A 20,209-nucleotide genomic window follows, 5' to 3' on the forward strand; every position below is an offset into this window, starting at 1 on the left:
GTCGACCATTGATTTCCGTGCTCGGAGTGGATTCGCAATATAGTTATACATTTCTGTATATTCAGACCCCAATCACCGTTATTTGAAGGAGGATCGATGTAACCCAATATAACGGGAACGTGATCAGCAGTGTCTCGACACTCGTTTCCGACCTGATTCTAAACGGAACACGTACGTTTTTCTCGGTATGGATCAACTGCCCACTTATGCGCGAGATAACCACCACATACATCGTGGAACCGTCGCGCGGAGCCGTGTGTGAGGTCTTGACCCCACGGACAATCGTCGAGAGCTCCGAGTTGTACGAGATCAGATCACACGACCGTACGGCAGCGCGCGAGGAAATTGTCGTCGAATTCGACGACACGGTCCTTCGGTTCGGATTTACCAAACGGAAGAACGGATACGAGTACGAACTCGTCGGCGACTCCGACCTCTTCGAGGAGTATCACACGAGTGTAACCGTCGTGGAGCGTGAGGAGACAACCATTACCGCCACGTGTCGGTATACGCTCGACTCGTGGTTGTCGTTCGTTCTGGACCGACTGGCGGCTAGTACGGTCGAGACCGAACTCGAAACGATGCTCGCGAATATCGTTGAAAAAGTTCATCAAGGCGAATCGAGTGAACAGTGAGGTTGATCTGCCGCCGAAACACGAACAGAATGTACGTGTGACTTCCAAAATTGCGATAATATACCGCTCAGCGGTCGCAGGCGCAAGATGAAACGTGGATAGAGAGGGCGTTCGGCCAATCGTGTTTATCGTCTATCATCACGTCCTAACCTTTACGCTGCATACCAACACAGTACACGTATGAACGTCAACGAGGCGATTATCGAGTGTCTAGTGAGCAACAACATTGGAACCCTATTCGGCATCCCCGGCAAGCAGTCGCTACCGCTGAACGAAACCATCAGCGAACGCAGCGACATCGAGTTCGTCATGGCTCGTCACGAAACCGCCGTCTCCCACCAGGCGTGGGGTTACGCCGAGACGAGCGACTCGATGGCCGCGACGGTCGTCATCCCCGGCCCGGGTGACATGAACGCGATGAACGGGCTGAAGAACGCGCTCAACGACTGCACGCCCTTGCTCCACATCGCCGTCGAGACCGAACCCGAAATCCGTGGCGGCGACGGTATCCACGAGACGCCCCCGGACACCTACGACAACGTTGTCAAGGAGAACATCACCGTCGAGACGCCCCAGAGCACGGTCGCCGAACTCCAGCGAGCGATCGACATCGCACAGACGGCCCCGACGGGCCCCGTCCGCATCGGCATCCCGAAGAACTTCCTCAAGATGGACGTCGAAGTCGCCGAACCCGCCTCGAGCGAGCGCCAGGAAGCCGGCAACCCGCCGGAAGCGAAGGTCGAGCGCGCGGGCGACCTGCTCGCGGACGCCTCTGCTCCGATCATCATCGCCGGCGGCGGCGTCCGCGCCTCGGGTGCGAGCGACGAACTGCGACGCGTCGCTGAGCGACTCGAGGCTCCCGTCGTCCTCACGTACAAGGGGAAGGGCGTGTTTCCAGACGACCACGACCTCGCGGGAGGCGTCCTCTGTGGCGGCACGGGGACGGCACAGAAGGAGATCATCGCCAACTCCGATGCCGCACTGGGCGTCGGCACAGACTTCGACGCGGTCACCATGCAGAACTGGTCGATCGATGTGCCCGACGACCTGGTCCACGTCACGCTCGACGCGGACGACATTGGCACGGGCTACGATCCGGCCGTCGGCATCGTCGCCGACGCCAGCCGAACGCTCGAGGCACTCGATGCGAGCCTCGCAGAACGGACCGTCCAGAGCGAGAACGGAACCCGACGAGCACGGGAGACCCGTGACGCGATCGACGACCGACTCGAGGAGCTGCGCGCGGTGACGGAAGCGCCGCTGACGTCGGTCAGTGCACTCGATGCGATTCGAGAGGGAACGCCCCGAGACTCGATCATCGCCGTCGACGCTGGCGGGTTCCGACTCTGGACGCTGCTGACGTTTCCGGTGTACGACACGCAGAACTACGTCAATCCCGGCTCGTGGGCGACGATGGGGTCGGGCGTCCCCTCGGCGATCGGTGCGAAGAAAGCCAATCCCGACCAGGACGTCGTGGCGCTCACCGGCGACGGCGGCCTGATGATGTGTATCCACGAACTGCACACGCTCGCGGGCGAGAATATCGACGTGACGGTAGTCGTTCTCAACAACAGCGACTACGCGATCATCAGCGAGGAAGCGGGTCGGAGCTACCGGATGGACCCCGGCGAGTACGGCTGGGACTCCGCGCCGGTCTCCTACACCACGGTCGCGGAGGGCCTCGGCATCGACACGATGTCCGCCACGACGACCGACGAGGTGGCTGCAACGGTCGCCGAGGCCATCGAGAGCGACGGCCCGACGCTCGTCGAAATTCCGACGGATCCCTACGAGCCACAGTCGAGCGTCCACATGAACGACTGACCGATCGCGGAAAGAACACACGCAGTCACGGCTGACGGATGTCAGCCGTATCAGAAACGATCCGCCGAGATCCTTACTCTGACGCGCACTCGGCGTAGCGCTCGCGGATTCGCTCGCCAGTTTCGATGAGCGACGTCATGTCCTTGCCCGCGATCTGGTAGTCGAAGCCGTGTTCGGCCCGATCGGCGATATCCTCGGCTCGGACGGTCAGCGTTCCTACGGGAAGACCGGCGGCGTTACCGGCGTCGACGACGCGAGCCATCGCGGACTCGAGTTCAGGGGCGTCCCACTCGGCGAAGACGCCAAGCGACGCCGAGAGATCGGCCGGCCCGATAAAGAGGGAGTCGACGCCGTCGACGTCGGCGATCTCGGCGGCGTTCTCGACGCCGGCCGCCGACTCGATCTGGGCGACTACGAGCAAGTCGGCGTGACCGTCCTCGACGTAGTCGACGAAGTGCTCGCCGTAGCCGGCGGCCCGTCCCGATGCGACGCCGCGCTCGCCGTTCGGTGGATATCGTGTCGCGCTGATTAACTCCCGTGCGTCATCCACCGTGTCGACCTTCGGGACGATGATTCCGTCGACGCCGATGTCGAGCACGCGTTTGATCCGAACCGGATCGTTCGACGCGGGCCGGACGAAGACGGCGAGATCACCGGGGACGCCGGCGGCCGTCCGAACGAGTTCGGCGACGGTCTCGAGGCTCATCGTCGTGTGCTCGGTGTCGATAGCGACGTAGTCGAAGCCCGCTCGAGCGGCGGCCTCGACGAGCGCCGGGTGGCCGATCGAGAGCCACGTCCCGAGTGCGTCACCGGCGAGGAACGACTCGCGGAAGCCGTCGCTCGCGTCCGCGTCTGCGAGCCCAGTCATCCGGATTCCTCCGGTTTACAGCAGGTAGTCTGCACTTCACGGCGGGTAGTCCGCACTTCGCGACGGGGAGTCTGCGCTGCTCGAAACGGTCCGCGAGTCGACGCCAGCCGTCGGTTCGAACGACGGACTGTCTCGGCTGTCGGTTCGTTCATCGTCTGGTCATTCGATGCTAGCAGCAAAAGCGTGGGGGTCGATGGCACGACGCTCGAGCCATCGCGCGAACTCACTGCGAGGTGACTCTCGTCGAAACCATTATGAGCGTTAGCACGGAGCAATTGGCATGAAGCCTTTAGACGACATTACGGTCGTCGACTTCACGCAATCGGTCGCTGGACCAACCTGTACACAACTACTCGCCGAAATGGGGGCGACGGTCATCAAGGTCGAACCGCCCGCGGGCGATGCCTTCCGCAATCTGATGGGCGGAGATATGTCCGCGCCGTTCAACCACGGCAAACTCAGCATCGCCGTCGATCTGAAGTCCGAAGACGGTCACGCCGTCGCCACGGAACTGGTCGACGAGGCCGACGTCGTCATCGAGAGTTTCCGCCCCGGCGTCCTCGAGAAGTTCGACCTCGACTACGAGTCGGTCCGAGAGCGAAACGAGAACGTGATCTACTGCTCGCTGTCGGGCTTCGGCCGAACCGGTCCCTACAGCACCTTTCCGGGCTACGACCCCTGCATTCAGGCCGTCTCCGGCCTGATGTCGATCACTGGCTACGAGGACCGCCCACCGGTCAGAATCCGCGCGAGCCTCATCGACTGCGGGACGGGCGCGAACGCCGCCGTCGCCATCCTCGGGGCCATTCGACAGCGCGACCGGGCGGACGAGGGAACGCACATCGACATCTCGCTGTTCGACGTCGCCGTCGCCTGGATGTCCTACTGGATCACGAACTACGAGCGAACCGGCACCCTACCGGAACGAGCGGGAAGCAAAGGCATCGGCAGCGCGCCCAACGGCGTCTTCGAAGCCGGCGAGGGCTACACCTACGTCGCCACGCTCACCGAACCGATGTACGACCGACTCTGTGACCTCCTCGAGCGACCCGACCTCCTCGAGGACGAGCGATTCGAGACGCTCGAGGATCGTATCGATAACCGCGAGGCGCTCCGGGACGAGCTGACGGCCGAGTTCGAACGCTTCGAGTCGAAGGAACTGGAGCAGTACCTCCTCGAGGCCCAGATCCCCTCCGGGGCCATTCAATCCGTGGCGGATCTCGTCGATGACGACCCACACGCCGAGGCTCGCGAGTCCCTCGTCGATTCCACGAACCCCGAAACGGGCGAGGAGATCACCGTTCCTGCCCTCCCGTTTCGGTTCAGTTCGGACATCCACGACGGGACGTTCTCCTCCGATCCGCCCGCCGTCGGCGAGCACACGGTCGACGTGCTCGAGTCCCTGACGTACGACGACGGAGAGATCGAACGGATGCTCGAGACCGGCGCGGTCGTCGCGGGTACCGCCCCGGAGACGTAACAGCCGCGGTTGCTTTCACCAGTGGCACAACAGACAGGACAATAACTCGAGCGTCGACGGGGCGGACGAAGACGGTGAGGTCGGGTTGCATCTCGGCGCGTTTTTCTACTGGGTGCGAAATCGACACCCGTTCGACGGACCCTCCGTTTCGCGTACATTGATATCAGCAGCCCCGGTAGAGGCTAGCGATGATCACGCTCAGTGACGAACAGGAACTGCTCGTCTCGTCGTTAGAAGACCTCGCCGAGCGGGAGTTCACGGACCGCGCGTTCACGTGGGACGGCGACCCGCCGTGGGAGAACGTCGAGTTGCTCGCCGAACAGGGCTTTCTCGGAATCAATATCGCCGAGGAGTACGGTGGCGGGGGGATGACCGAGTTCGACGCGATGCTCACCATCGAAGCCGTCGGCCGCGTCTGTCCCGACACGGCAGAGTTCCTCTACAACCAGCAGATGGTCGCCCCACGCGCGATCGAGTTGTTCGGTACGGACGAGGCTAAAGAGCGCTACCTCCCGCCGGTGGTCGCCGGCGAGGACAGCATCGCCATCGGCATCTCCGAACCCGAAGCCGGTTCGGACGTGGGTGCAATGCGGACGACGGTCGAAGAAGACGGCGACGACCTCCGTATCACCGGCGAGAAGACGTGGGTGAGCAACGTCGAGCACTCGAGTGCCGTCCTCGTCTGGACGCAGTTCCCGGAGGGCCTCGGCTCCGTCGTCGTCGACTTCGACGCGGCGGGCGTGAGTATCGAGCAACACTACGAGAACATGGCCGAGCACCACCAGACGCACTTCGTCATGGAGGACGTCGTCGTCCCCGAAGAAAACGTCGTCACGCGCGGCTCCGAGGGGTTCAAGAACCAACTCCGCGCGCTCAACTGGGAACGACTGGGCAGTGCGACCCTCGCCAACGCCATCGCCAGTTGCGCGCTAGACAAGGCTCTCGAGTACGCCGAGCAACGAACGCAGTTCGACCAGCCCATCGCCGACTTTCAGGGTATCGAGTGGAAGCTCGCGGACGCCGCGACCGACCTCGAGGCCTCGCGCTCGCTCACTCACCGCGCGGCGATTCAGGCCCACGAACGCGGCCGGATCCCCGACAGGCTCGACGCCTCGATGGCCAAACTTCGCTCGAGCGAGATGGTCGAACAGGTCGTCAGCGAAGCCCTGCAGGTCCACGGCGCGAACGGCTACCAGCAGGGCCACCCGCTCGAGTACCTCTACCGGCTGGCGCGGGGCCGTCGATTGGCTGCCGGCACCGACGAAGTCCAGAAGAACCAGATCGCCTCGGTGTTGAAACAGCGCGGATTGCCGGACCTCGCCTGAGCAATTCACCGTAAGGTGCTGGCGAGCGCGAACTCAGTACTCGCGGTCGAACGCCGGTTCTCGCCCCTCGCCGAAGGCCGCGATCGCTTCGTGGTGTTCGGCGTCGTTCACGCACTCCCACTGGTACTCGATCGCCCGCTCGCAGTAGTCCTCGAACGTCTGCTCTGAATCGACGAGTTCGTTCGTCCGCCGAACGGCGTGTGCCGGCAGCGAGAGGACGTCTGCCGCGAGGTCGAGGGCCGCCTCGAGTGGCTCGTCGGCTTCCTCGACGGCGAGGCCGAGGTCGACGGCGTCGTCGGGTTCGATATCCTTGCCGGTGAGGAGGTACTCTTTGGCCTTCGACTCGCCGATGAGTCGCGGAAGCAACCACGCGCCGCCGTCGCCGGGCACCAGGCCGACGCGGACGAATCCCTCGCGCAAGATCGCGTTAGGGCCAACGACGCGCATGTCACACGCCAGCGCGAAGTCACAGCCGGCACCGATGGCCGGCCCGCCGACGGCGGCGATGGAGGGTTTTTCCATCGCTCGAAGCTGACGGACGACGTTCTGGACGCCCCAGAGGTAGCCCGCGTAGTCTTCCTTGGACATCTCCTCGTGCCAGTCGGGCATCTCCGTGATGTCGGCACCGGCACAGAAGCCGTCTCCGGCCCCGGTCAGGACGACCACGTAAACGCGCTCGTCCTCGTTCGCGACGCGGATGGCGTCGTTGAGTTCCGCGATCGTCTGCTCGCGAAACGCGTCGAGTACGTCCGGTCGGTCGATCGTGATCGTGGCGATTCCGTCGTCGGTCTCGTATCGAATGTCGTCGTACATGGGAAGTTGGAACGTGATAGCGTACTATTGTGATTTTTCGTCGGTCGTGCGTTACTCGTACGTTCGGCGGCCGATTTCGCGCTCGAGGATGTCGTCCCAGTCGTACTCGACGCCGAGACCGTGGCCCTCGGGAACCTGCACGCAGCCGTCCTCGTCGACACAATCGAGCATGTCGGAGTACTCGCCCTCGTAGACTGGTGGTTGCGTATTCGGACAGTTCGGGTGGACGAGCGCGACTTCGTAGTAGTTGCTGTTGCGCGTGGCCGCGAGACACTGTCGCTGGGCCGGCCCCGGCGCGTGGTACTCCACGTCGAGGCCGAAGCCCTCGGCGACGTGGGCGATTTTCATCGCGCCCGTGATGCCGCCGTCGTACTCGGGATCCGCGCGAACGAAGTCCGTCGCGTCGGCCGCGATGAAATCGGCGTGAGGCTCGAGGCCGCGGACGTGCTCGGTCTGCAAGAGCGGTGTCTCGAGTGACTCTCGAAGCTTTCGGTGGGCGTGGTGTGAGACGCCGCCGTCGCGGTAGGGGTCTTCGTACCAGAGGAAGCCAGCGTCGTCACAGGCCTTGCCGATCTCGAGCGCGTCGGCGTACGTGTTCGGGTTGCACGCCGGATCGATCATCAGGTCCATCTCGTCGCCGACGCGGCGACCGACCTCGCGGACGGTCTCGGCCGACTCCTCGGCGTCGGTCCAGTCGCCGCCCCAGTCGTGGATTTTGAACCCCTGATATCCCATCTCGAGGCAGTCTTCGGCGAAGTCGGCGTACGCCTCGGGGGAGTCGAGTCCGCCGTTTCGATCACCTTGGTACGTCGACGCGTAGGCGGGGAACTCGGTCCGGTAGGTGCCGATGAGTTCGTGAATCGGGGCGTCGTGGTACTTGCCGGCGAAGTCCCACAGTGCGATGTCGAGCGGGCCCATCCCCATCCAGTCGTACTTCCTGAGCGCGCGTTTGAACGCCGACCAGTGGCGCTCGCGCTCGAGGGGGTTCTTCCCGATTAGGTAGTCCGCGACCATGTTGATCTGGGCCGCGGCGGGCGAGTTGCCGCCGACGTACTCGCCCGTGATCCCCTCGTCGGTGTGAATCCGGAGCGCGAAGAGCTTTCGTTCGGTGGTCGTTCCGGGTTCGTAGACGATACTGAATCCGTTCGGCGCGTAGCCGACGTCCGGTAAGTCGTAGCCGAACTCGACGGATTCGATCTTCGTGATAGTCGGTGCCATCTACCCGTCCATTGACGACTGTTACCAAATCGCTTTCCCTCTCGGAAATCGGTGGCGGCCCGTGCGCCGGTCGGTCGAACGCGACAACGAGTTGCACCCGAACAGCGTCGGACCGACTCACTCGTCGCTCGAGTGGACGACCGTTCGTTCCTCGACGGTCGATTCGTCGACGACGATGCCGAGTCCGGGTCGGTCGTCCAGCGAGAGCGTGCCGTCCTCGGGAACCGGCGGGTCCTCGAGGAAGAACTGGAAGCCCTCGTTCCACTTCACGAGGTACTCGAGCATCGGCGAAACGGTCGGCGACTGGGCAGCGGTGAGGTGCAGGTTGGCCGAGACCGAGTGGCCGTGAGGGATCACGGGAACGTCGTGAACCGAGGCGAGGGTACAGATTCGCTGGAGTTCCGTGATACCGCCCGCCCAGCACGTATCGGCCTGAATCACGTCCAGCGCGTCACGTTGGAGTAACTGGTGGATTCCCCATCGCGTGTACTCGTGTTCGCCGCCGGCGATCGGAATCGGCGACGTCGCTCGCAGGTCGGCCAGTTGGTCGAGTTTGTCCGGGTGGACGGGTTCCTCGATCCAGCGCGGGTCGTACGCCTCGAGTTTCCGGATCGCCCGCTCGGCGTACGGTCGATCCCAGCTCATCCAGCAGTCGAACATGAGGTCGTAGCCCTCGCCGACGGCGTCTCGAGCGGTCTCTGCGAGTTCGACGTTTCGCTGGAGCCCCTCGGTTCCCGAGCCGGGGCCGTGGCGGAAGAACCACTTCTGGGCGCGATAGCCCGCCTCCTTCATCTCTTGCGCCCGCTCTCGGACGTCCTCCGGCTCGACGGAGTAGCCGAGCATCGAGGCGTACGCCGGGATCTCCGTTCGAGTCGGCCCGCCGAGCAGTCGGTACACCGGCTCGTCGTAGTACTTGCCCTTCAGATCCCACAGCGCGCAGTCGATCACGCTGATGGCTTTCATCGTCTTCCCCCGTCGACCGTGAACCTCGTGGCGGTACATGAGGTCCCAGAGTTTCGCCGTCGCCAGCGCGTCCCGTCCGAGGAGAAATTCGGCGATCGGGGCGACGAGACCAGCCCACTCGCGGTCGATCGGCCCCGCGACGCCCTCGAGGCCCTCGTCCGTCCGAAGGACGAGATACGTCTGCGTGATCCGAATCTCCTCGTCGGTGACGTACGGCGTCATCACGTCGTCCGACCCCATCAGATACTCCGCACCGACCGTTCGGAACTCCTCGTAGACGTCGAGGGGAATCGCCAGGCGCTCCTCGTAGAACGACTGCGGATCGTCATACCCCTCGAGCGTCCCCGTGAGTTCGACGCACTCGTAGCCAGTTATTTTCATTGCGTCACCCCCCGTTCGACCCGGGTACCGCCGCTCGAGCACGTGATCGATCGGCCGCGTTCGTGTGCCGTGTTCTGTCGTGCCATACTCTCGAGTCGGCGAACGAACAAAAAGCCGTTGTGGTGCACACGGCCCGCTTCGGGGCGCAAATGGCCCGCGAAAAGCGGGGCAACAGTTACGGTTACACCGCGAAAACTGAGAGGTATGGTATCACACGGCTACGTACTGCCGACGCGCGGAATCGTTCTCTCGGCCGACGACGGACTCGAGCAAGCCGCACGCGCCGATTCGGAGGTCGTCGAACTCGCCCAACGAGCGGAGGGACTCGGCCTCGACGCGGTCTGGGCCGGCGACAGCGTCCTCGCGAAGCCCCGACTCGAGCCGCTATCGGCGCTGAGCGCGATCGCCGGCGCGACGGACGCCGTCACGCTCGGCACGGCCGTCTACCTGCCACAGCTTCGCCATCCCGTCCACGTCGCCCACCAGGCGGCGACCGTCGATCTCATGAGCGGCGGCCGCCTCGCGCTCGGAATCGGCGTCGGCGTCGGCTCGAGCGTCGTCGAGGAACACGAGCAGTTGGACGTGCCCTACGGCCGACGCGGCGCGCTCCTCGACGAGGGCCTCGAGATCGCGACGGGCCTGTGGGAGGACGAACCCGTTACCGTCGACGGGGAGTTCTTCGACCTCGAGGACGCCGACATCGGACTCAGACCCTGTGGCAGCCCGCCGCCGCTGTACATCGCCTCCGCGACGTTCGACCCGCGAGACGGCTTCCCGCGACCGATTCGCGAGCGCATCGAGAACCACGGCGGCGGCTGGCTCCCGATTGGCATGACCCCCGAGATGTACGAATCCGGGCTCGAGCGCGCCCGCGAAATCGTCGACGACGCGGGACGGAACCCTGCCCTGTTCGACGCGGCCTACTACCACGACGTCGTGATCGCCGAGACCGAAGCCGCGGCCATCGAGGAGGCCAGAGACTTCCTCGAGCGATACTATCCGGCGAAAGCCCCCTTCAGCGACGACGAGATCCGCGCTCGCGGCGCGTTCGGCCCGCCGTCGGTCGTCGCCGAGCACCTCGAGCGATACGCCGACGCCGGCGTCGAATCCTTCGTCACCCGATTCGCGGCGAGCGACCAGCGCGAGCAGCTTCGACGCTACGCCGATATCGTTGGCTGATCGGGTCGAAGTGAATCGCACGCAGCGCCCCTCACTCGAGCGATTACGACAGATCGTAGACGAACGAGTAACAGTACTTCTCGTAGCCCATTCGCTCGGTGTAGAATCGGTGTGCGTCCTCTCGCCAGCGGCCGGACTCGAGTTCGACCGCCTCACAGCCCCGTTCGTCGGCCCACTCGTGGACGTGCTCGAGGAGGCGTTCGCCGTGGCCCTTCGATCGCTCCGCTTCGGTCGTGACGAGGTCATAGACGTAGGCGTGACGACCCAGGTAGAAGTTAGTCGAGACGGTGACGCCAGCCACGGCGACGGGCTGATCGTCGTCGTAGACCGCGAACAGCCGGTATCCCTCCTCGGCCATCTGCTCGTACAGTTCGAGGTACCGCGTCTCGTCTAAGTGATCTCGGAGTTCGGCGACGATCGGAAACACCTCGCGAACGTCGTCGATTGTCGTGAGTTTGCGAACGGTTGCGCTCGACATGAGATACCGTGAGCGGCGACGTTACTTAGCTACACGGACAACGCCGTCGTTCAGCGTCGGTCCTCGCCGGTGAGCGCAAGCGGAGCGCTACGGCAGTCGACCCGTGAGCGCCTCGCTCGCCGGTGCGAAGTCGATCGTCGAGCCGAGGTCGGCCTCGAGCGCGCGCTGGTAGAGCATGTTCGCCGCCGCGGCCGTCTCGATGCCCGTCCCGCCGCTGTCGAAAACGGTGATCTCGTCGTCGCTCGTTCGGCCGGCAGCGCTTCCGGCGACCACCTCACCCAGATCCGCGTGGACGTGGTCCTCGTCGATCACGCCATCCTCGAGCGCCGCGAGGAACGCGCCCGCGTCGAACGTCGCGCGCTCGCGGAGGTCCGGCACGTACGTCGCCCGCTCGATGGTCGTCGTATCGATTTCGTGGCTGCCCTCCTGATACTGGCCCATCGCCGTCACGTGCGTGCCGGGCTCGAGGTCCTCGCCGTCGAAGACGGGGTCACTCGACTTCGTCGCCGTGATGAGGACGTCCGCGCCCTCGAGTGCCGCCGCGCTCGAGTCGACCGCTCGAACGTCGGCGGCGAGTTGCTCGTCGAACTCGCTCGCGAACGCCTCACGGTTCTCGGGGGTCGGCGAGAAGACGCGAACGTCCTCGAAGTCGCGGACCGTCGCGGTGGCGTGGACCTGCCCGCGAGCCTGCGAGCCGCTGCCGATGACGGCCAGCGTCGTCGCGTCGTCTCGAGCGAGTTCGTCGACGGCCACCGCGCCGGCGGCCCCGGTCTTGAACGGATTCATGCTCGCCCCGTCGAGGACGGCCAGCGGTTCGCCGCTCTCGGCGTCGAACAGCGGCGTCATGAACCACGCGTTGCCGGCACCGAAGCCGGAGGTGTACATGTAGCCCCCGACGACGCCCGTCTCGGGGAGCAACGCAGCGTAGCTGGTGAACATCCCGTCCGGATCCGAGCGGAAGAACTTCTGGCGCGGGTATGCCGGTGCACCCTCGCCGACCTGTCGATAGCCCTCTCTCACGGCGTCGACGTACTCCGCCGGCGTCGCGAGTCCCTCGAGTTCGTCGCTGGTCAGAAACAGCGTGTCTGTCATACGCTGACACTCACACTCGAGGGAGAAAAAGCGTGCCGATACGGTGGGCCGGTAGTCGAACGGAGAGAAGCGCCGAGACCTACAGGCTACGTCTTTCGGTGTTCCTCGACGACGTCCCAGTCCAGTTCGATGCCCAGTCCGGGCGTGTCCGGCACCGTAATGCGGCCGTCCTGAATCAACGGCTCGTCGGAGTCGACCAGGTCGTCCCACCACGGCACGTCCCGCGCGTGGTACTCGAGGGCGAGGAAGTTCGGCACGGTCGCGCCGACGTGGACGCCGGCCATCGTCGCGACGGGGCTGCCGACGTTGTGGGGCGTCAGCGTCATGTAGTACGTGTCGGCGAGTTCACCGATCTTCTTCGTCTCCGCGATACCGCCCGTTTTCGGGATGTCCGGCGCGACGAACGACACCGCCTGCTGTTCGACGAGATCCTGGAAGCCGTGTCGGCCGTAGCAGTTCTCACCGGTGAGCAGCGCCTGACTCACGTTGCGGTTCAACTGGGCCATCGCGTCCTCGTTCTCCGGCGGGAGCGGGTCTTCGATCCACGCGAGGTCGTAGGGCTCGAGCGCCTGGCACAGCTTCTCGGCCGCCTCGACGCTGAAGTTCCAGTGGAGGTCGACCGCGACCTCGGCTTCGTCGCCGACTTCGTCGGTGACCGCCTCGACGAGCGCTCGCTTGTGTTCGATCTCGGGACCGTCGAAGTGGCGTGCGAGCGTGTCTATCTCCCGGCCGGAGGGCACGTCGAGGTCGAACTTGACGATCTCGAACCCGTCGTCGACCGCGGACCGCGCAGCCTTCGCGTAGGCGGCGGCCTCGTAGGCCTCCGTCGGCTGTTCGTCCAACGCTGCCTCGACCATCCCCTCGCCCGCGTGGCAGTCCGCGTACAGTCGAACTTCCTCGCGCATCTTGCCGCCCAGTAGCTGGTAGACGGGTTGCTCGAGGATCTTACCGGCGGCGTCCCACAGCGCGAGTTCGACGCCGCTGATGGCGATAGTTCCCATTCCCTGCTGGGAACCCCGCCCCGAGAGGCTCTCGCGCATGAGGTGGTAGAGTCGTTCGACGTCGAGGGGGTTCTCGCCGCTCAAGACGGGCTGTAAGTAGTCCGTGATCACCTCGTGGACGCCGGGAGAGGGGTAGGCTTCGCCGATGCCCGTCACGCCGGCGTCGGTCTCGAGCGTGACGATCGTCCAGGGGAAGTTGCCGTCGACGACGACGGTCGAGACGTCGGTAATTTCGGGTGTCCCCGTGTTCCGTTCGGGCGTCTGGTCGAAATCTGGCCACATAGTCGTCGCCAACCGGGCCGCGAAATCAGAGTACATGGTACCGTGGCACATTTTACAAGCGTTGGCATTACTCTTGTGGGAACTGGTGCCACAGTCGTGTTATTCCGACGACGGCTCCGGGATGACCTTCTCGGGATTCAAGATCCCCTTCGGATCGAGCGTGTCCTTGATCGAGCGCATGAGGTCGAGTGCGACGCCGTGTTCTTCGGCCATGAACTTTCGTTTCCCGATGCCGACGCCGTGTTCGCCCGTCGCGCTGCCGCCTAACTCGAGGGCCTTCGAGACGACGCGTTCGTTCAATTCGTGGGCTCGAGCGACCATCTCCTCGTCGTCGGGGTCGACCAGCGGCGTGTAGTGGAGGTTGCCGTCGCCCGCGTGGCCGACACAGGAGACGGTCAGATCGAGGTCCTCGCCCGCGTCGGAGACCTCCTGGACGATGTCCGGGTAGTTCGAGATGGGGACGACGACGTCGCCCACGAGCGCGACCTCCCACTCCTCGCGGTAGGACGTCGTCGCCCAGTACTTGTCGCGACGCGCCTGCCAGATGTCGTCGATGTTCTCCTCGGCCGCGGCCGTCCACGACTCCATGCCGTGATCTTCACAGATGAGTTTCGCGAACGCGAGATCCTCCTCGATGCCGTCGTTGTTCGCGTGGAGTTCGATCAGCAGCGTCGGTTGCTCCTCGAACTCGAGGTCGTCGTGGTAGGCGTTGAGCATCCGTATCGACATCCGATCCATGAACTCGATCGCGCCGGGGACGAGCGCCGAACCGATCGCGTCCGAAACGGCTCGAGAGGCGTCCTCTCGCGACGGGAACGTCACGAGCGCCGCCCGCCGGTGTTCGGGCACGCCGACCAGGCCGACGGTCACCTCGGTGACGACCCCCAGCGTCCCCTCGCTCCCGATAATGAGGTCCTTCAGGCTGTAGCCCGCCGAGGTCTTCACCACGTCGCGCCCGCACTCGACGATCCTCCCGTCGGCGGTCACGACCTCGAGTCGGCGGACGTGATTTCGGGTCTCGCCGTAGCGAACCGCGTTGAAACCGCTCGCGTTCGTCGCGACCATCCCCCCGAGCGTGGCGATGTCGCCGCTCGAGATGCCGGGAGCGAACCGGAGGCCGTGCTGGGCGAGGTGCTCGTTCAGGTCGTCGTAGACCACGCCCGCGCCGACGGTCGCGTGGAGGTCGTCCGGCGAGACGCTGATCTGCTCGAGGTCCGCAGTGGTGAGAACGATCCCGCCCGAAGCGGGGATAGCGTTACCCTCGAGACCGGAGCCACCGGACCACGGTGTCACCGGAATCTCGCGGTCGTTCGCCGCCGAGAGTACCGCGGCGACCTCCTCGGTCGAGGCCGGCCAGACGACGGCGTCGGGCAGACGACCCGCGTGCGGACTCGCGTCTACGGCGTACTGTTCGCGAACGGAGGGCTCGTCAGCCACCCGTCCGTCATCGATTACGTCCTCGAGAAACCCGCACTCGTATTCCGCGTCAGTCTGCGTTCCCATTGGTTCGTCATGACACGCCAATGTCCGTATATGTGCCGGTCCGCGGAGCCACCGTCTGCATATGCACCCAGCAGGGAACCAGAACGAGGAGTCCAATCCGAACAGTCGCGAACGCGCTAACGGAACGACGGCCGATACTGAGCCGACCCAAACGTATTCATGGCTCTCATTCGTTGTGAGAGCTATGACGTGTCCACACCTTTCCTACCGCACGACGGACGGCGACCGCGAGTTCGAGACCGAACGAGCCTACTGCGGCGTTATCGAGGAGTTCGTCAGCCCGATGCGAGCGGACGTCTGTAACGACCGCCACGAGTTGGCTCACGATCGCGACTGTGAACACTATCGTACCGCCGAGTAACGCCTACATCCCGAGCAGTTCTCGAGCGTCCGCCGGCGTCGCCAGGTCTCGCTCGAGTTCGTCCGCGATTCGAACGGCGCGTTCGACCAACTGGGCGTTGCTCTCGACTGGTTCCCCCTTACGGAAGTAGAGGTTGTCCTCCATCCCGACGCGGATGTGTCCGCCCATGACGATTCCCATCGTCGTGAGCGGCAGTTGATGACGGCCGATGGCGAGCACGTTGAAGATCGAGTTCTCGGGGAGGTTGTTGATCATGTTGACCATGTTCTCCGGCGTCGGCGGCGTGAGCGTGCCAGGCCCAAAGATGATGTTGATGTAGTAGGGTTCCTCGAGCAGGCCCTTCTCGATGAGACGATAGACCTCGTTGAGGTGGCCGTTGTTGAACACCTCCATCTCCGGTTTGATCCCCTTCTCTTGCATCTCCGCTGCGAGCGTGTCGATCATGTGGCGGGTGTTCTCAGCGGTGATGTGCTGGTAGCGGTTCATCGGCCCCATATCGAGCGACGCCATCTCCGGCAACGGATCCGTCCGAATGCCCTTCACTCGTTCCTCGAGTGGCAGGCCCGTCCCTCCCGTCGTATTCTGGATGATGATATCCTCACAGCGCTCGCGAACCAGTTCGTTGATCTCCTGTAATCGACCGGCGTCGCGCTCGCCGTGTTCGTCGCGTCCGTGCAGGTGCACGATCGACGCCCCCAATTTCTCACATTCCCGTGCCGCGTTCGCGATTTCCTCTGGTGACTCCGGCAGGTTCGGATTCGCCTCCTTGCCCTGCACGCCGCCGGTCGTCGGCACCGTCAGGATCAAGGGTTCGCCCGCGAGGTAGTCTTGGTAACTCATCTACCGGAAGAGAGCGTGTCAACCATAAAAACTGTACTGGAAGTGGGAGACGGTCACACACTCGAGCGAACGACGAATCGCCGAGCGATCACCCGACTCGGACGACGCTGTCGAGGTCCATCGTCGAAGAATTATGTGGATGCAACGTGAGGAACAAACGAAGCATGTACCACATCGTCATCCCAGTCGATACCAGCGAAGAACGCGGTACCAAAGCGACGCAGTACGTCATCGACCTCCTCGAAGCGGGCGTGATCAGCGACGCCGAAGCGATCAGCGTCACGGTGCTCAACGTCTTCGAGAAGTTCAAAGCCGTCGACGACGGCGGCAACGTTAGCTCAGCGGAACTCTACGACGAAGACGACTACCCTGACGCGGTCGTGCGCGCTCGAGACTTACTCGAGGACGCGGCGATCGAGTACGACCTCGAGCGTCGCCACGGCGATTCGGCCGACGAAATCGTCGACTTCGTCGAGGAGGCGGACGCCGACCTCGTCGTCATGGCCCCTCGAAAGCGAAGTTCCGTCGGAAAAGCCGTCTTCGGCAGCGTCGCCCAGAACGTCCTGATCAATACGGATCGGCCGACGCTGATCGTCTAACCGACGAGACGATCAGAAGCCGACCGCCGAACCGTCTTTTCGCGGGTCGCTACCGCCCGAGAGGACGCCGTCCGTGTTACGCGCGATCTGGCCGCCGCCGAAGTGTGCGGGCGGCATTACCCGAACTTCGTGGCCGCGACGAGCGAGTTTCGTCTGAACACGCCCCTCGAGTCGGCCTTCGACGGCGAGTTGCCCGTCGACCTGGTAGCGCCAGCGCGGGAAGTCGATCGCTTCCTGAACCGACATCCCGTCGTCGAGCAGGTTCATCAGCACCTGGAGGTGCCCCTGTGGCTGGTTGTAGCCGGCCATGACGCCGAAGGCCGCCCAGTCGTCGTCCTCGAGTTTGGCGATGCCGGGAAGCAGGGTGTGGAACGGCCGTTTGCCGGGTTCGATCCGGTTCGGGTGGTCGGGATCGAGCGAGAACGAACTGCCGCGATTCTGGAGGGCGATGCCGGTGTCGCCGGCGACGATGCCGCTGCCGAAGTCCTTGAATCGGGAGTTGATGAACGAAACGACGTTCCCTGCCTCGTCCGCGACCGTGAGCAAGACGGTATCCGCGTTCTCGGCACTGTCATTCTCGAAGCCGATCTCCACGTCCGAAGAGGCCTCCGCGTCGATCTCCGCCGCCCGCTCGGCCGCGTACTCCTTCGAAGCGAGATCCGGCACGTCCTCGAACCTCGGATCCGTGATGTAGTGGTGACCGTCGGCCATCGCCCGCTTCATCGCCTCGGCACCGAGGTGGATCCGTTCGGTCGACCCTGCCGGGTACTCGCCCGCGCCGAGTTCTTCGGCGATGTTGAGCGCCTCGAGAGCGATCAGGCCTTGATTGTTCGGCGGAAGTTCGTAGACCTCCGCGCCGTTGTACGTCGTACTGACGGGGTCGACGAACTCGGGTTCGAACGACGCGAGATCGTCGTGCGAGAGGAAGCCGCCGCGGGATTGGACCGTGTCGACGATTTCGTCCGCGATGTCGCCCTCGTAGACGACGTCGGCACCCTCCTCGGCGATACGTTGGAGGCTCTCACCTAGTTCCGGCAGCGTGACAGAATCGCCGACATCCGGCGCGTCGCCGTCGAAGAGGTACGCGTCTCGAGACTGCTCGCCGTCGAGCACGGAGGCGGCCTCCGCCCACTGGTCGGCGATGATCTCCGAGACGGGAAAGCCCTCGGTCGCGTACTCGATCGCCGGCTCGAGCGTCCGCGCCAGCTCGAGTTCGCCGAGTTCCTCGACGGTTCGCTCCCAGCCCCGAGCCGTGCCGGGAACCGTGATCGTCTGCGGGCCGTAAACCGGCATCTCGGCGTCTTCGGGGTCGACGTCTTGCTCCGCGGCGACGGCCTCCCGAACGCGCTCGAGGGTCGCATCACCCGGCGCACCGCCACAGCTTCGGAACGCGCCGACGTCGCCGTCTGCAGTTCTGTAGAGGGCGAAGAGGTCGCCACCGAGTCCGGTGCTCGTCGGTTCGACGACGTTGAGCACGGCCGCCGTCGCCACGGCGGCGTCGAAGGCGTTCCCGCCGTCTCGTAACACGGCGATTCCCGCTTCCGAGGCGAGTGGCTGGCTCGTCGCGACGATACCACGAGGCGCGCGAACCGTCGACCGACGCGACGTAAAGCGATCTAAGTCAGGATTCGAGTCCATATCTGGGCATCCGCGAGCGATGCCAAAAGCATTGGTATCGTCATGCATCCTCGAGTGGCGGGAGCGTCGTCGAAGTGCTTCGCCGAACGGGACCTCGAACGTAATCGAACTACTCGAGGTCGGCCGATCCCAGCTCCGCGAGCAACGACGCCGTCGTGCGACAGCCGGCGCGGAAACACGAGAGTTTGATGTTCTCGTTCGGAGCGTGGTTGTTCTCGTCTTCGTTCGCGTAGGGAATCACGAGACACGGGACGTCGAGGGCGTCGGCGAAGACGTAGGTCGGGACCGAGCCGCCCAGCGACGGTTTGAGGATTGGGTCGTCGTCCCACGCGCTGTCGACCGCTCGAACCGCGGGATCGACGACGGGACTAGCCGCGTCCGTCCGCTGGGGGTCCATCGACGCGATTTTCGTGAGTTCGACGTCGACCCCCTCCGGCACCTGCTCGCGAGCGTGGGCTCGCAGTGATTCGAAGACGGCTGCGGGGTCCTGATCCGCGACCAGTCGGAAGTCGATCTTCGCACTGGCTTCCGAGGGGAGCACCGTCTTCATCCCCTCGGCCTGATAGCCCGCGTCGAGGCCCGCGACGTTGAGATTCGGCCGAGTGAGCAGTCGTTCGACGTACCCCTCGTCGGGGTCTAACTCGAGTGCCGAAAGCTCGAGGTCGGCTTTGATCGCGTCCTCGTCGACCGAGATTGCGTCGAGCACCTCACGGTCCGCGTCGGTCACGGCCCGCACGTCGTCGTAGAATCCGGGAAGTGTGATCCGGCCGTCCTCGTCTCGAAGCGACGAAATCACGTCGACGACGGCCGTCGCCGGATTCGGCACCGGCCCGCCGAAGTTTCCGGAGTGGAGGTCTCGGTTCGCCCCGTTCGCGTCGATGTCGACGAACAACAGGCCCCGAGAGCCGAGCAAGACGTGTGGCCGTCCCGAGGAATCGACCGGGCCGTCGGCGACGATGGCTACGTCCGCCTCGAGGTCGCCTCGACGGTCCCGGACGAGGTGCTCGAGGTGCTCGCTGCCGCTTTCTTCTTCGCCTTCAACCAGGAGGACGACGTCGGCCGGCAATCCGGTCGTTTCGCGGAGTGCCTCCACGCCACAGAGGTGAGCGAACCACTGGCCCTTGTTGTCGCCTGCGCCGCGTGCGTACAGGCGTCGGTCGCCGTCGGACCCCGCACGAATCGTCGGCTCGAACGGGGGTGAGTACCACTCCGAGGGCGAAGCGGGTTGCACGTCGTAGTGGCCGTACAGCAACACCGTCGGCACGTCTCCCTCGGTTTCGACCGCGTCGGGGTCGGCCGATGCGCGGGCGATCACCGCCGGTCGTCCCGGCGTCTCGGCGATCTCCGCGTCGTCGAAGCCGTATTCGAGACACGAGCGTCGGACCATCTCGACGCACTCTTCGATTCCCTCGCCCGTCGCGCTGATCGACGGCTGCGCGAGGAGATCCTGCAGATCCTCGAGATGGCGCTCACGGTGGTCTTCGAGTGCCTCGAACGCGTCCGAACTCATCGATCGATCACCGACTGGCGTGCATCCAGCATGCGTGTCATGCTGTGGCATTTCCCGGCGGAGTACAAATGGTTGTGGTCCTCGGTCTACTCGAGGCGTAAATGAGAAAAAATCGACGCCAGAGCGCTACTGGTAGGCTTTGAGCCCGGTGAACGCCTCGCCCAGCACAAGCGTGTGGATGTCGTGGGTGCCCTCGTAGGTGTAGACCGTCTCGAGGTT

18 protein-coding genes are annotated in these 20,209 nt (G+C 64.4%); 7 read left to right on the top strand and 11 right to left on the bottom strand.

Going from position 1 to position 20,209, the window contains the following annotated elements; genetic code table 11:
* Positions 1-206 precede the first annotated feature (206 nt).
* Together BLW62_RS07175 and BLW62_RS07180 are read left to right on the top strand one after the other, a co-directional pair.
* Positions 207-635 (top strand): hypothetical protein, encoded by a 429-nt coding sequence (locus tag BLW62_RS07175; RefSeq protein ID WP_090506340.1) that lies wholly within the window; start codon positions 207-209, stop codon positions 633-635.
* Between the two features lie 180 nt (positions 636-815).
* Positions 816-2,459: a thiamine pyrophosphate-binding protein gene (locus BLW62_RS07180; protein WP_090506341.1), complete on the top strand. Its 1,644-nt coding sequence runs from the start codon at positions 816-818 to the stop codon at positions 2,457-2,459.
* A 73-nt stretch (positions 2,460-2,532) separates the two neighbouring features.
* Here the strand turns inward: BLW62_RS07180 and BLW62_RS07185 are convergent, their stop codons facing one another.
* Positions 2,533-3,327: an HpcH/HpaI aldolase family protein gene (locus BLW62_RS07185; RefSeq protein WP_090506342.1), complete on the bottom strand. Its 795-nt coding sequence runs from the start codon at positions 3,325-3,327 to the stop codon at positions 2,533-2,535.
* Between the two features lie 280 nt (positions 3,328-3,607).
* On the opposite strand from BLW62_RS07185, the gene BLW62_RS07190 reads away from it, so the two are divergent.
* Both BLW62_RS07190 and BLW62_RS07195 read left to right on the top strand, forming a co-directional pair.
* Positions 3,608-4,807 (top strand): CaiB/BaiF CoA transferase family protein, encoded by a 1,200-nt coding sequence (locus tag BLW62_RS07190; protein ID WP_175459692.1) that lies wholly within the window; start codon positions 3,608-3,610, stop codon positions 4,805-4,807.
* Positions 4,808-4,995: 188 nt separating this feature from the next.
* Positions 4,996-6,132, top strand: coding sequence for an acyl-CoA dehydrogenase family protein (locus BLW62_RS07195; RefSeq protein ID WP_090506344.1), 1,137 nt, complete (start codon positions 4,996-4,998; stop codon positions 6,130-6,132).
* Positions 6,133-6,165: 33 nt separating this feature from the next.
* On the opposite strand, the gene BLW62_RS07200 is transcribed toward BLW62_RS07195, so the two are convergent.
* The 3 genes from BLW62_RS07200 to BLW62_RS07210 form a co-directional block, all read right to left on the bottom strand.
* Complete coding sequence (locus BLW62_RS07200; protein ID WP_090506345.1) at positions 6,166-6,945, bottom strand: enoyl-CoA hydratase/isomerase family protein; 780 nt, start codon at positions 6,943-6,945, stop codon at positions 6,166-6,168.
* A gap of 51 nt (positions 6,946-6,996) precedes the next feature.
* Positions 6,997-8,163: an enolase C-terminal domain-like protein gene (locus BLW62_RS07205; RefSeq protein WP_090506346.1), complete on the bottom strand. Its 1,167-nt coding sequence runs from the start codon at positions 8,161-8,163 to the stop codon at positions 6,997-6,999.
* Positions 8,164-8,280: 117 nt separating this feature from the next.
* Complete coding sequence (locus tag BLW62_RS07210) at positions 8,281-9,507, bottom strand: enolase C-terminal domain-like protein (protein WP_090506347.1); 1,227 nt, start codon at positions 9,505-9,507, stop codon at positions 8,281-8,283.
* Between the two features lie 204 nt (positions 9,508-9,711).
* Here BLW62_RS07210 and BLW62_RS07215 point away from each other — a divergent pair, with 204 nt between their 5' ends.
* Positions 9,712-10,686, top strand: a complete 975-nt coding sequence (locus BLW62_RS07215; protein ID WP_090506348.1) for an LLM class flavin-dependent oxidoreductase — start codon at positions 9,712-9,714, stop codon at positions 10,684-10,686.
* A 43-nt stretch (positions 10,687-10,729) separates the two neighbouring features.
* On the opposite strand, the gene BLW62_RS07220 is transcribed toward BLW62_RS07215, so the two are convergent.
* The 4 genes from BLW62_RS07220 to BLW62_RS07235 all read right to left on the bottom strand — a co-directional run bounded on the left by BLW62_RS07220 (position 10,730) and on the right by BLW62_RS07235 (position 15,042).
* Positions 10,730-11,164, bottom strand: a complete 435-nt coding sequence (locus BLW62_RS07220) for a GNAT family N-acetyltransferase (RefSeq protein WP_090506349.1) — start codon at positions 11,162-11,164, stop codon at positions 10,730-10,732.
* An 87-nt stretch (positions 11,165-11,251) separates the two neighbouring features.
* Positions 11,252-12,256: an ornithine cyclodeaminase family protein gene (locus BLW62_RS07225; RefSeq protein WP_090506350.1), complete on the bottom strand. Its 1,005-nt coding sequence runs from the start codon at positions 12,254-12,256 to the stop codon at positions 11,252-11,254.
* A gap of 86 nt (positions 12,257-12,342) precedes the next feature.
* A complete protein-coding gene (locus BLW62_RS07230; RefSeq protein WP_090506351.1) occupies positions 12,343-13,575 on the bottom strand; it encodes an enolase C-terminal domain-like protein in 1,233 nt (410 codons plus the stop codon).
* A 63-nt stretch (positions 13,576-13,638) separates the two neighbouring features.
* On the bottom strand, positions 13,639-15,042 hold the full coding sequence (locus BLW62_RS07235) for an FAD-binding oxidoreductase (protein WP_090506352.1): 1,404 nt from the start codon (positions 15,040-15,042) through the stop codon (positions 13,639-13,641).
* Between the two features lie 184 nt (positions 15,043-15,226).
* Here BLW62_RS07235 and BLW62_RS18595 point away from each other — a divergent pair, with 184 nt between their 5' ends.
* On the top strand, positions 15,227-15,403 hold the full coding sequence (locus BLW62_RS18595; protein WP_168170959.1) for a hypothetical protein: 177 nt from the start codon (positions 15,227-15,229) through the stop codon (positions 15,401-15,403).
* Between the two features lie 3 nt (positions 15,404-15,406).
* Here the strand turns inward: BLW62_RS18595 and BLW62_RS07240 are convergent, their stop codons facing one another.
* Positions 15,407-16,243, bottom strand: a complete 837-nt coding sequence (locus BLW62_RS07240; protein WP_090506353.1) for a beta-keto acid cleavage family enzyme — start codon at positions 16,241-16,243, stop codon at positions 15,407-15,409.
* A gap of 164 nt (positions 16,244-16,407) precedes the next feature.
* On the opposite strand from BLW62_RS07240, the gene BLW62_RS07245 reads away from it, so the two are divergent.
* Positions 16,408-16,842 carry a universal stress protein gene (locus BLW62_RS07245; protein WP_090506354.1) on the top strand — a complete coding sequence of 145 codons (435 nt, stop codon included), beginning with the start codon at positions 16,408-16,410 and terminating at the stop codon, positions 16,840-16,842.
* A gap of 12 nt (positions 16,843-16,854) precedes the next feature.
* Here BLW62_RS07245 and ggt read toward each other — a convergent pair whose 3' ends face one another.
* Together ggt and BLW62_RS07255 are read right to left on the bottom strand one after the other, a co-directional pair.
* The gene (gene ggt, locus BLW62_RS07250) at positions 16,855-18,480 is read right to left on the bottom strand and encodes a gamma-glutamyltransferase (RefSeq protein WP_090506355.1); all 1,626 of its coding nucleotides are present in this window, start codon (positions 18,478-18,480) and stop codon (positions 16,855-16,857) included.
* A gap of 109 nt (positions 18,481-18,589) precedes the next feature.
* The gene (locus BLW62_RS07255) at positions 18,590-19,990 is read right to left on the bottom strand and encodes a M20/M25/M40 family metallo-hydrolase (RefSeq protein WP_090506356.1); all 1,401 of its coding nucleotides are present in this window, start codon (positions 19,988-19,990) and stop codon (positions 18,590-18,592) included.
* Positions 19,991-20,209: the final 219 nt, after the last annotated feature.

Source organism: Natronorubrum sediminis (assembly GCF_900108095.1).
Lineage (GTDB): Archaea > Halobacteriota > Halobacteria > Halobacteriales > Natrialbaceae > Natronorubrum > Natronorubrum sediminis.

Bases quoted from the DNA above. Each gene is read 5' to 3' on its own strand.
- BLW62_RS07225 (WP_090506350.1), bottom strand. From the start codon at position 12,256: ATGACAGACACGCTGTTTCTGACCAGCGACGAACTCGAGGGACTCGCG.
- BLW62_RS07210 (WP_090506347.1), bottom strand. From the start codon at position 9,507: ATGAAAATAACTGGCTACGAGTGCGTCGAACTCACGGGGACGCTCGAG.
- BLW62_RS07175 (WP_090506340.1), top strand. From the start codon at position 207: ATGCGCGAGATAACCACCACATACATCGTGGAACCGTCGCGCGGAGCC.
- BLW62_RS07235 (WP_090506352.1), bottom strand. From the start codon at position 15,042: ATGGGAACGCAGACTGACGCGGAATACGAGTGCGGGTTTCTCGAGGAC.
- BLW62_RS07245 (WP_090506354.1), top strand. From the start codon at position 16,408: ATGTACCACATCGTCATCCCAGTCGATACCAGCGAAGAACGCGGTACC.
- ggt (WP_090506355.1), bottom strand. From the start codon at position 18,480: ATGGACTCGAATCCTGACTTAGATCGCTTTACGTCGCGTCGGTCGACG.
- BLW62_RS07215 (WP_090506348.1), top strand. From the start codon at position 9,712: ATGGTATCACACGGCTACGTACTGCCGACGCGCGGAATCGTTCTCTCG.
- BLW62_RS07185 (WP_090506342.1), bottom strand. From the start codon at position 3,327: ATGACTGGGCTCGCAGACGCGGACGCGAGCGACGGCTTCCGCGAGTCG.
- BLW62_RS07255 (WP_090506356.1), bottom strand. From the start codon at position 19,990: ATGAGTTCGGACGCGTTCGAGGCACTCGAAGACCACCGTGAGCGCCAT.
- BLW62_RS07230 (WP_090506351.1), bottom strand. From the start codon at position 13,575: ATGTACTCTGATTTCGCGGCCCGGTTGGCGACGACTATGTGGCCAGAT.
- BLW62_RS18595 (WP_168170959.1), top strand. From the start codon at position 15,227: ATGACGTGTCCACACCTTTCCTACCGCACGACGGACGGCGACCGCGAG.
- BLW62_RS07200 (WP_090506345.1), bottom strand. From the start codon at position 6,945: ATGTACGACGACATTCGATACGAGACCGACGACGGAATCGCCACGATC.
- BLW62_RS07195 (WP_090506344.1), top strand. From the start codon at position 4,996: ATGATCACGCTCAGTGACGAACAGGAACTGCTCGTCTCGTCGTTAGAA.
- BLW62_RS07180 (WP_090506341.1), top strand. From the start codon at position 816: ATGAACGTCAACGAGGCGATTATCGAGTGTCTAGTGAGCAACAACATT.
- BLW62_RS07240 (WP_090506353.1), bottom strand. From the start codon at position 16,243: ATGAGTTACCAAGACTACCTCGCGGGCGAACCCTTGATCCTGACGGTG.
- BLW62_RS07190 (WP_175459692.1), top strand. From the start codon at position 3,608: ATGAAGCCTTTAGACGACATTACGGTCGTCGACTTCACGCAATCGGTC.
- BLW62_RS07205 (WP_090506346.1), bottom strand. From the start codon at position 8,163: ATGGCACCGACTATCACGAAGATCGAATCCGTCGAGTTCGGCTACGAC.
- BLW62_RS07220 (WP_090506349.1), bottom strand. From the start codon at position 11,164: ATGTCGAGCGCAACCGTTCGCAAACTCACGACAATCGACGACGTTCGC.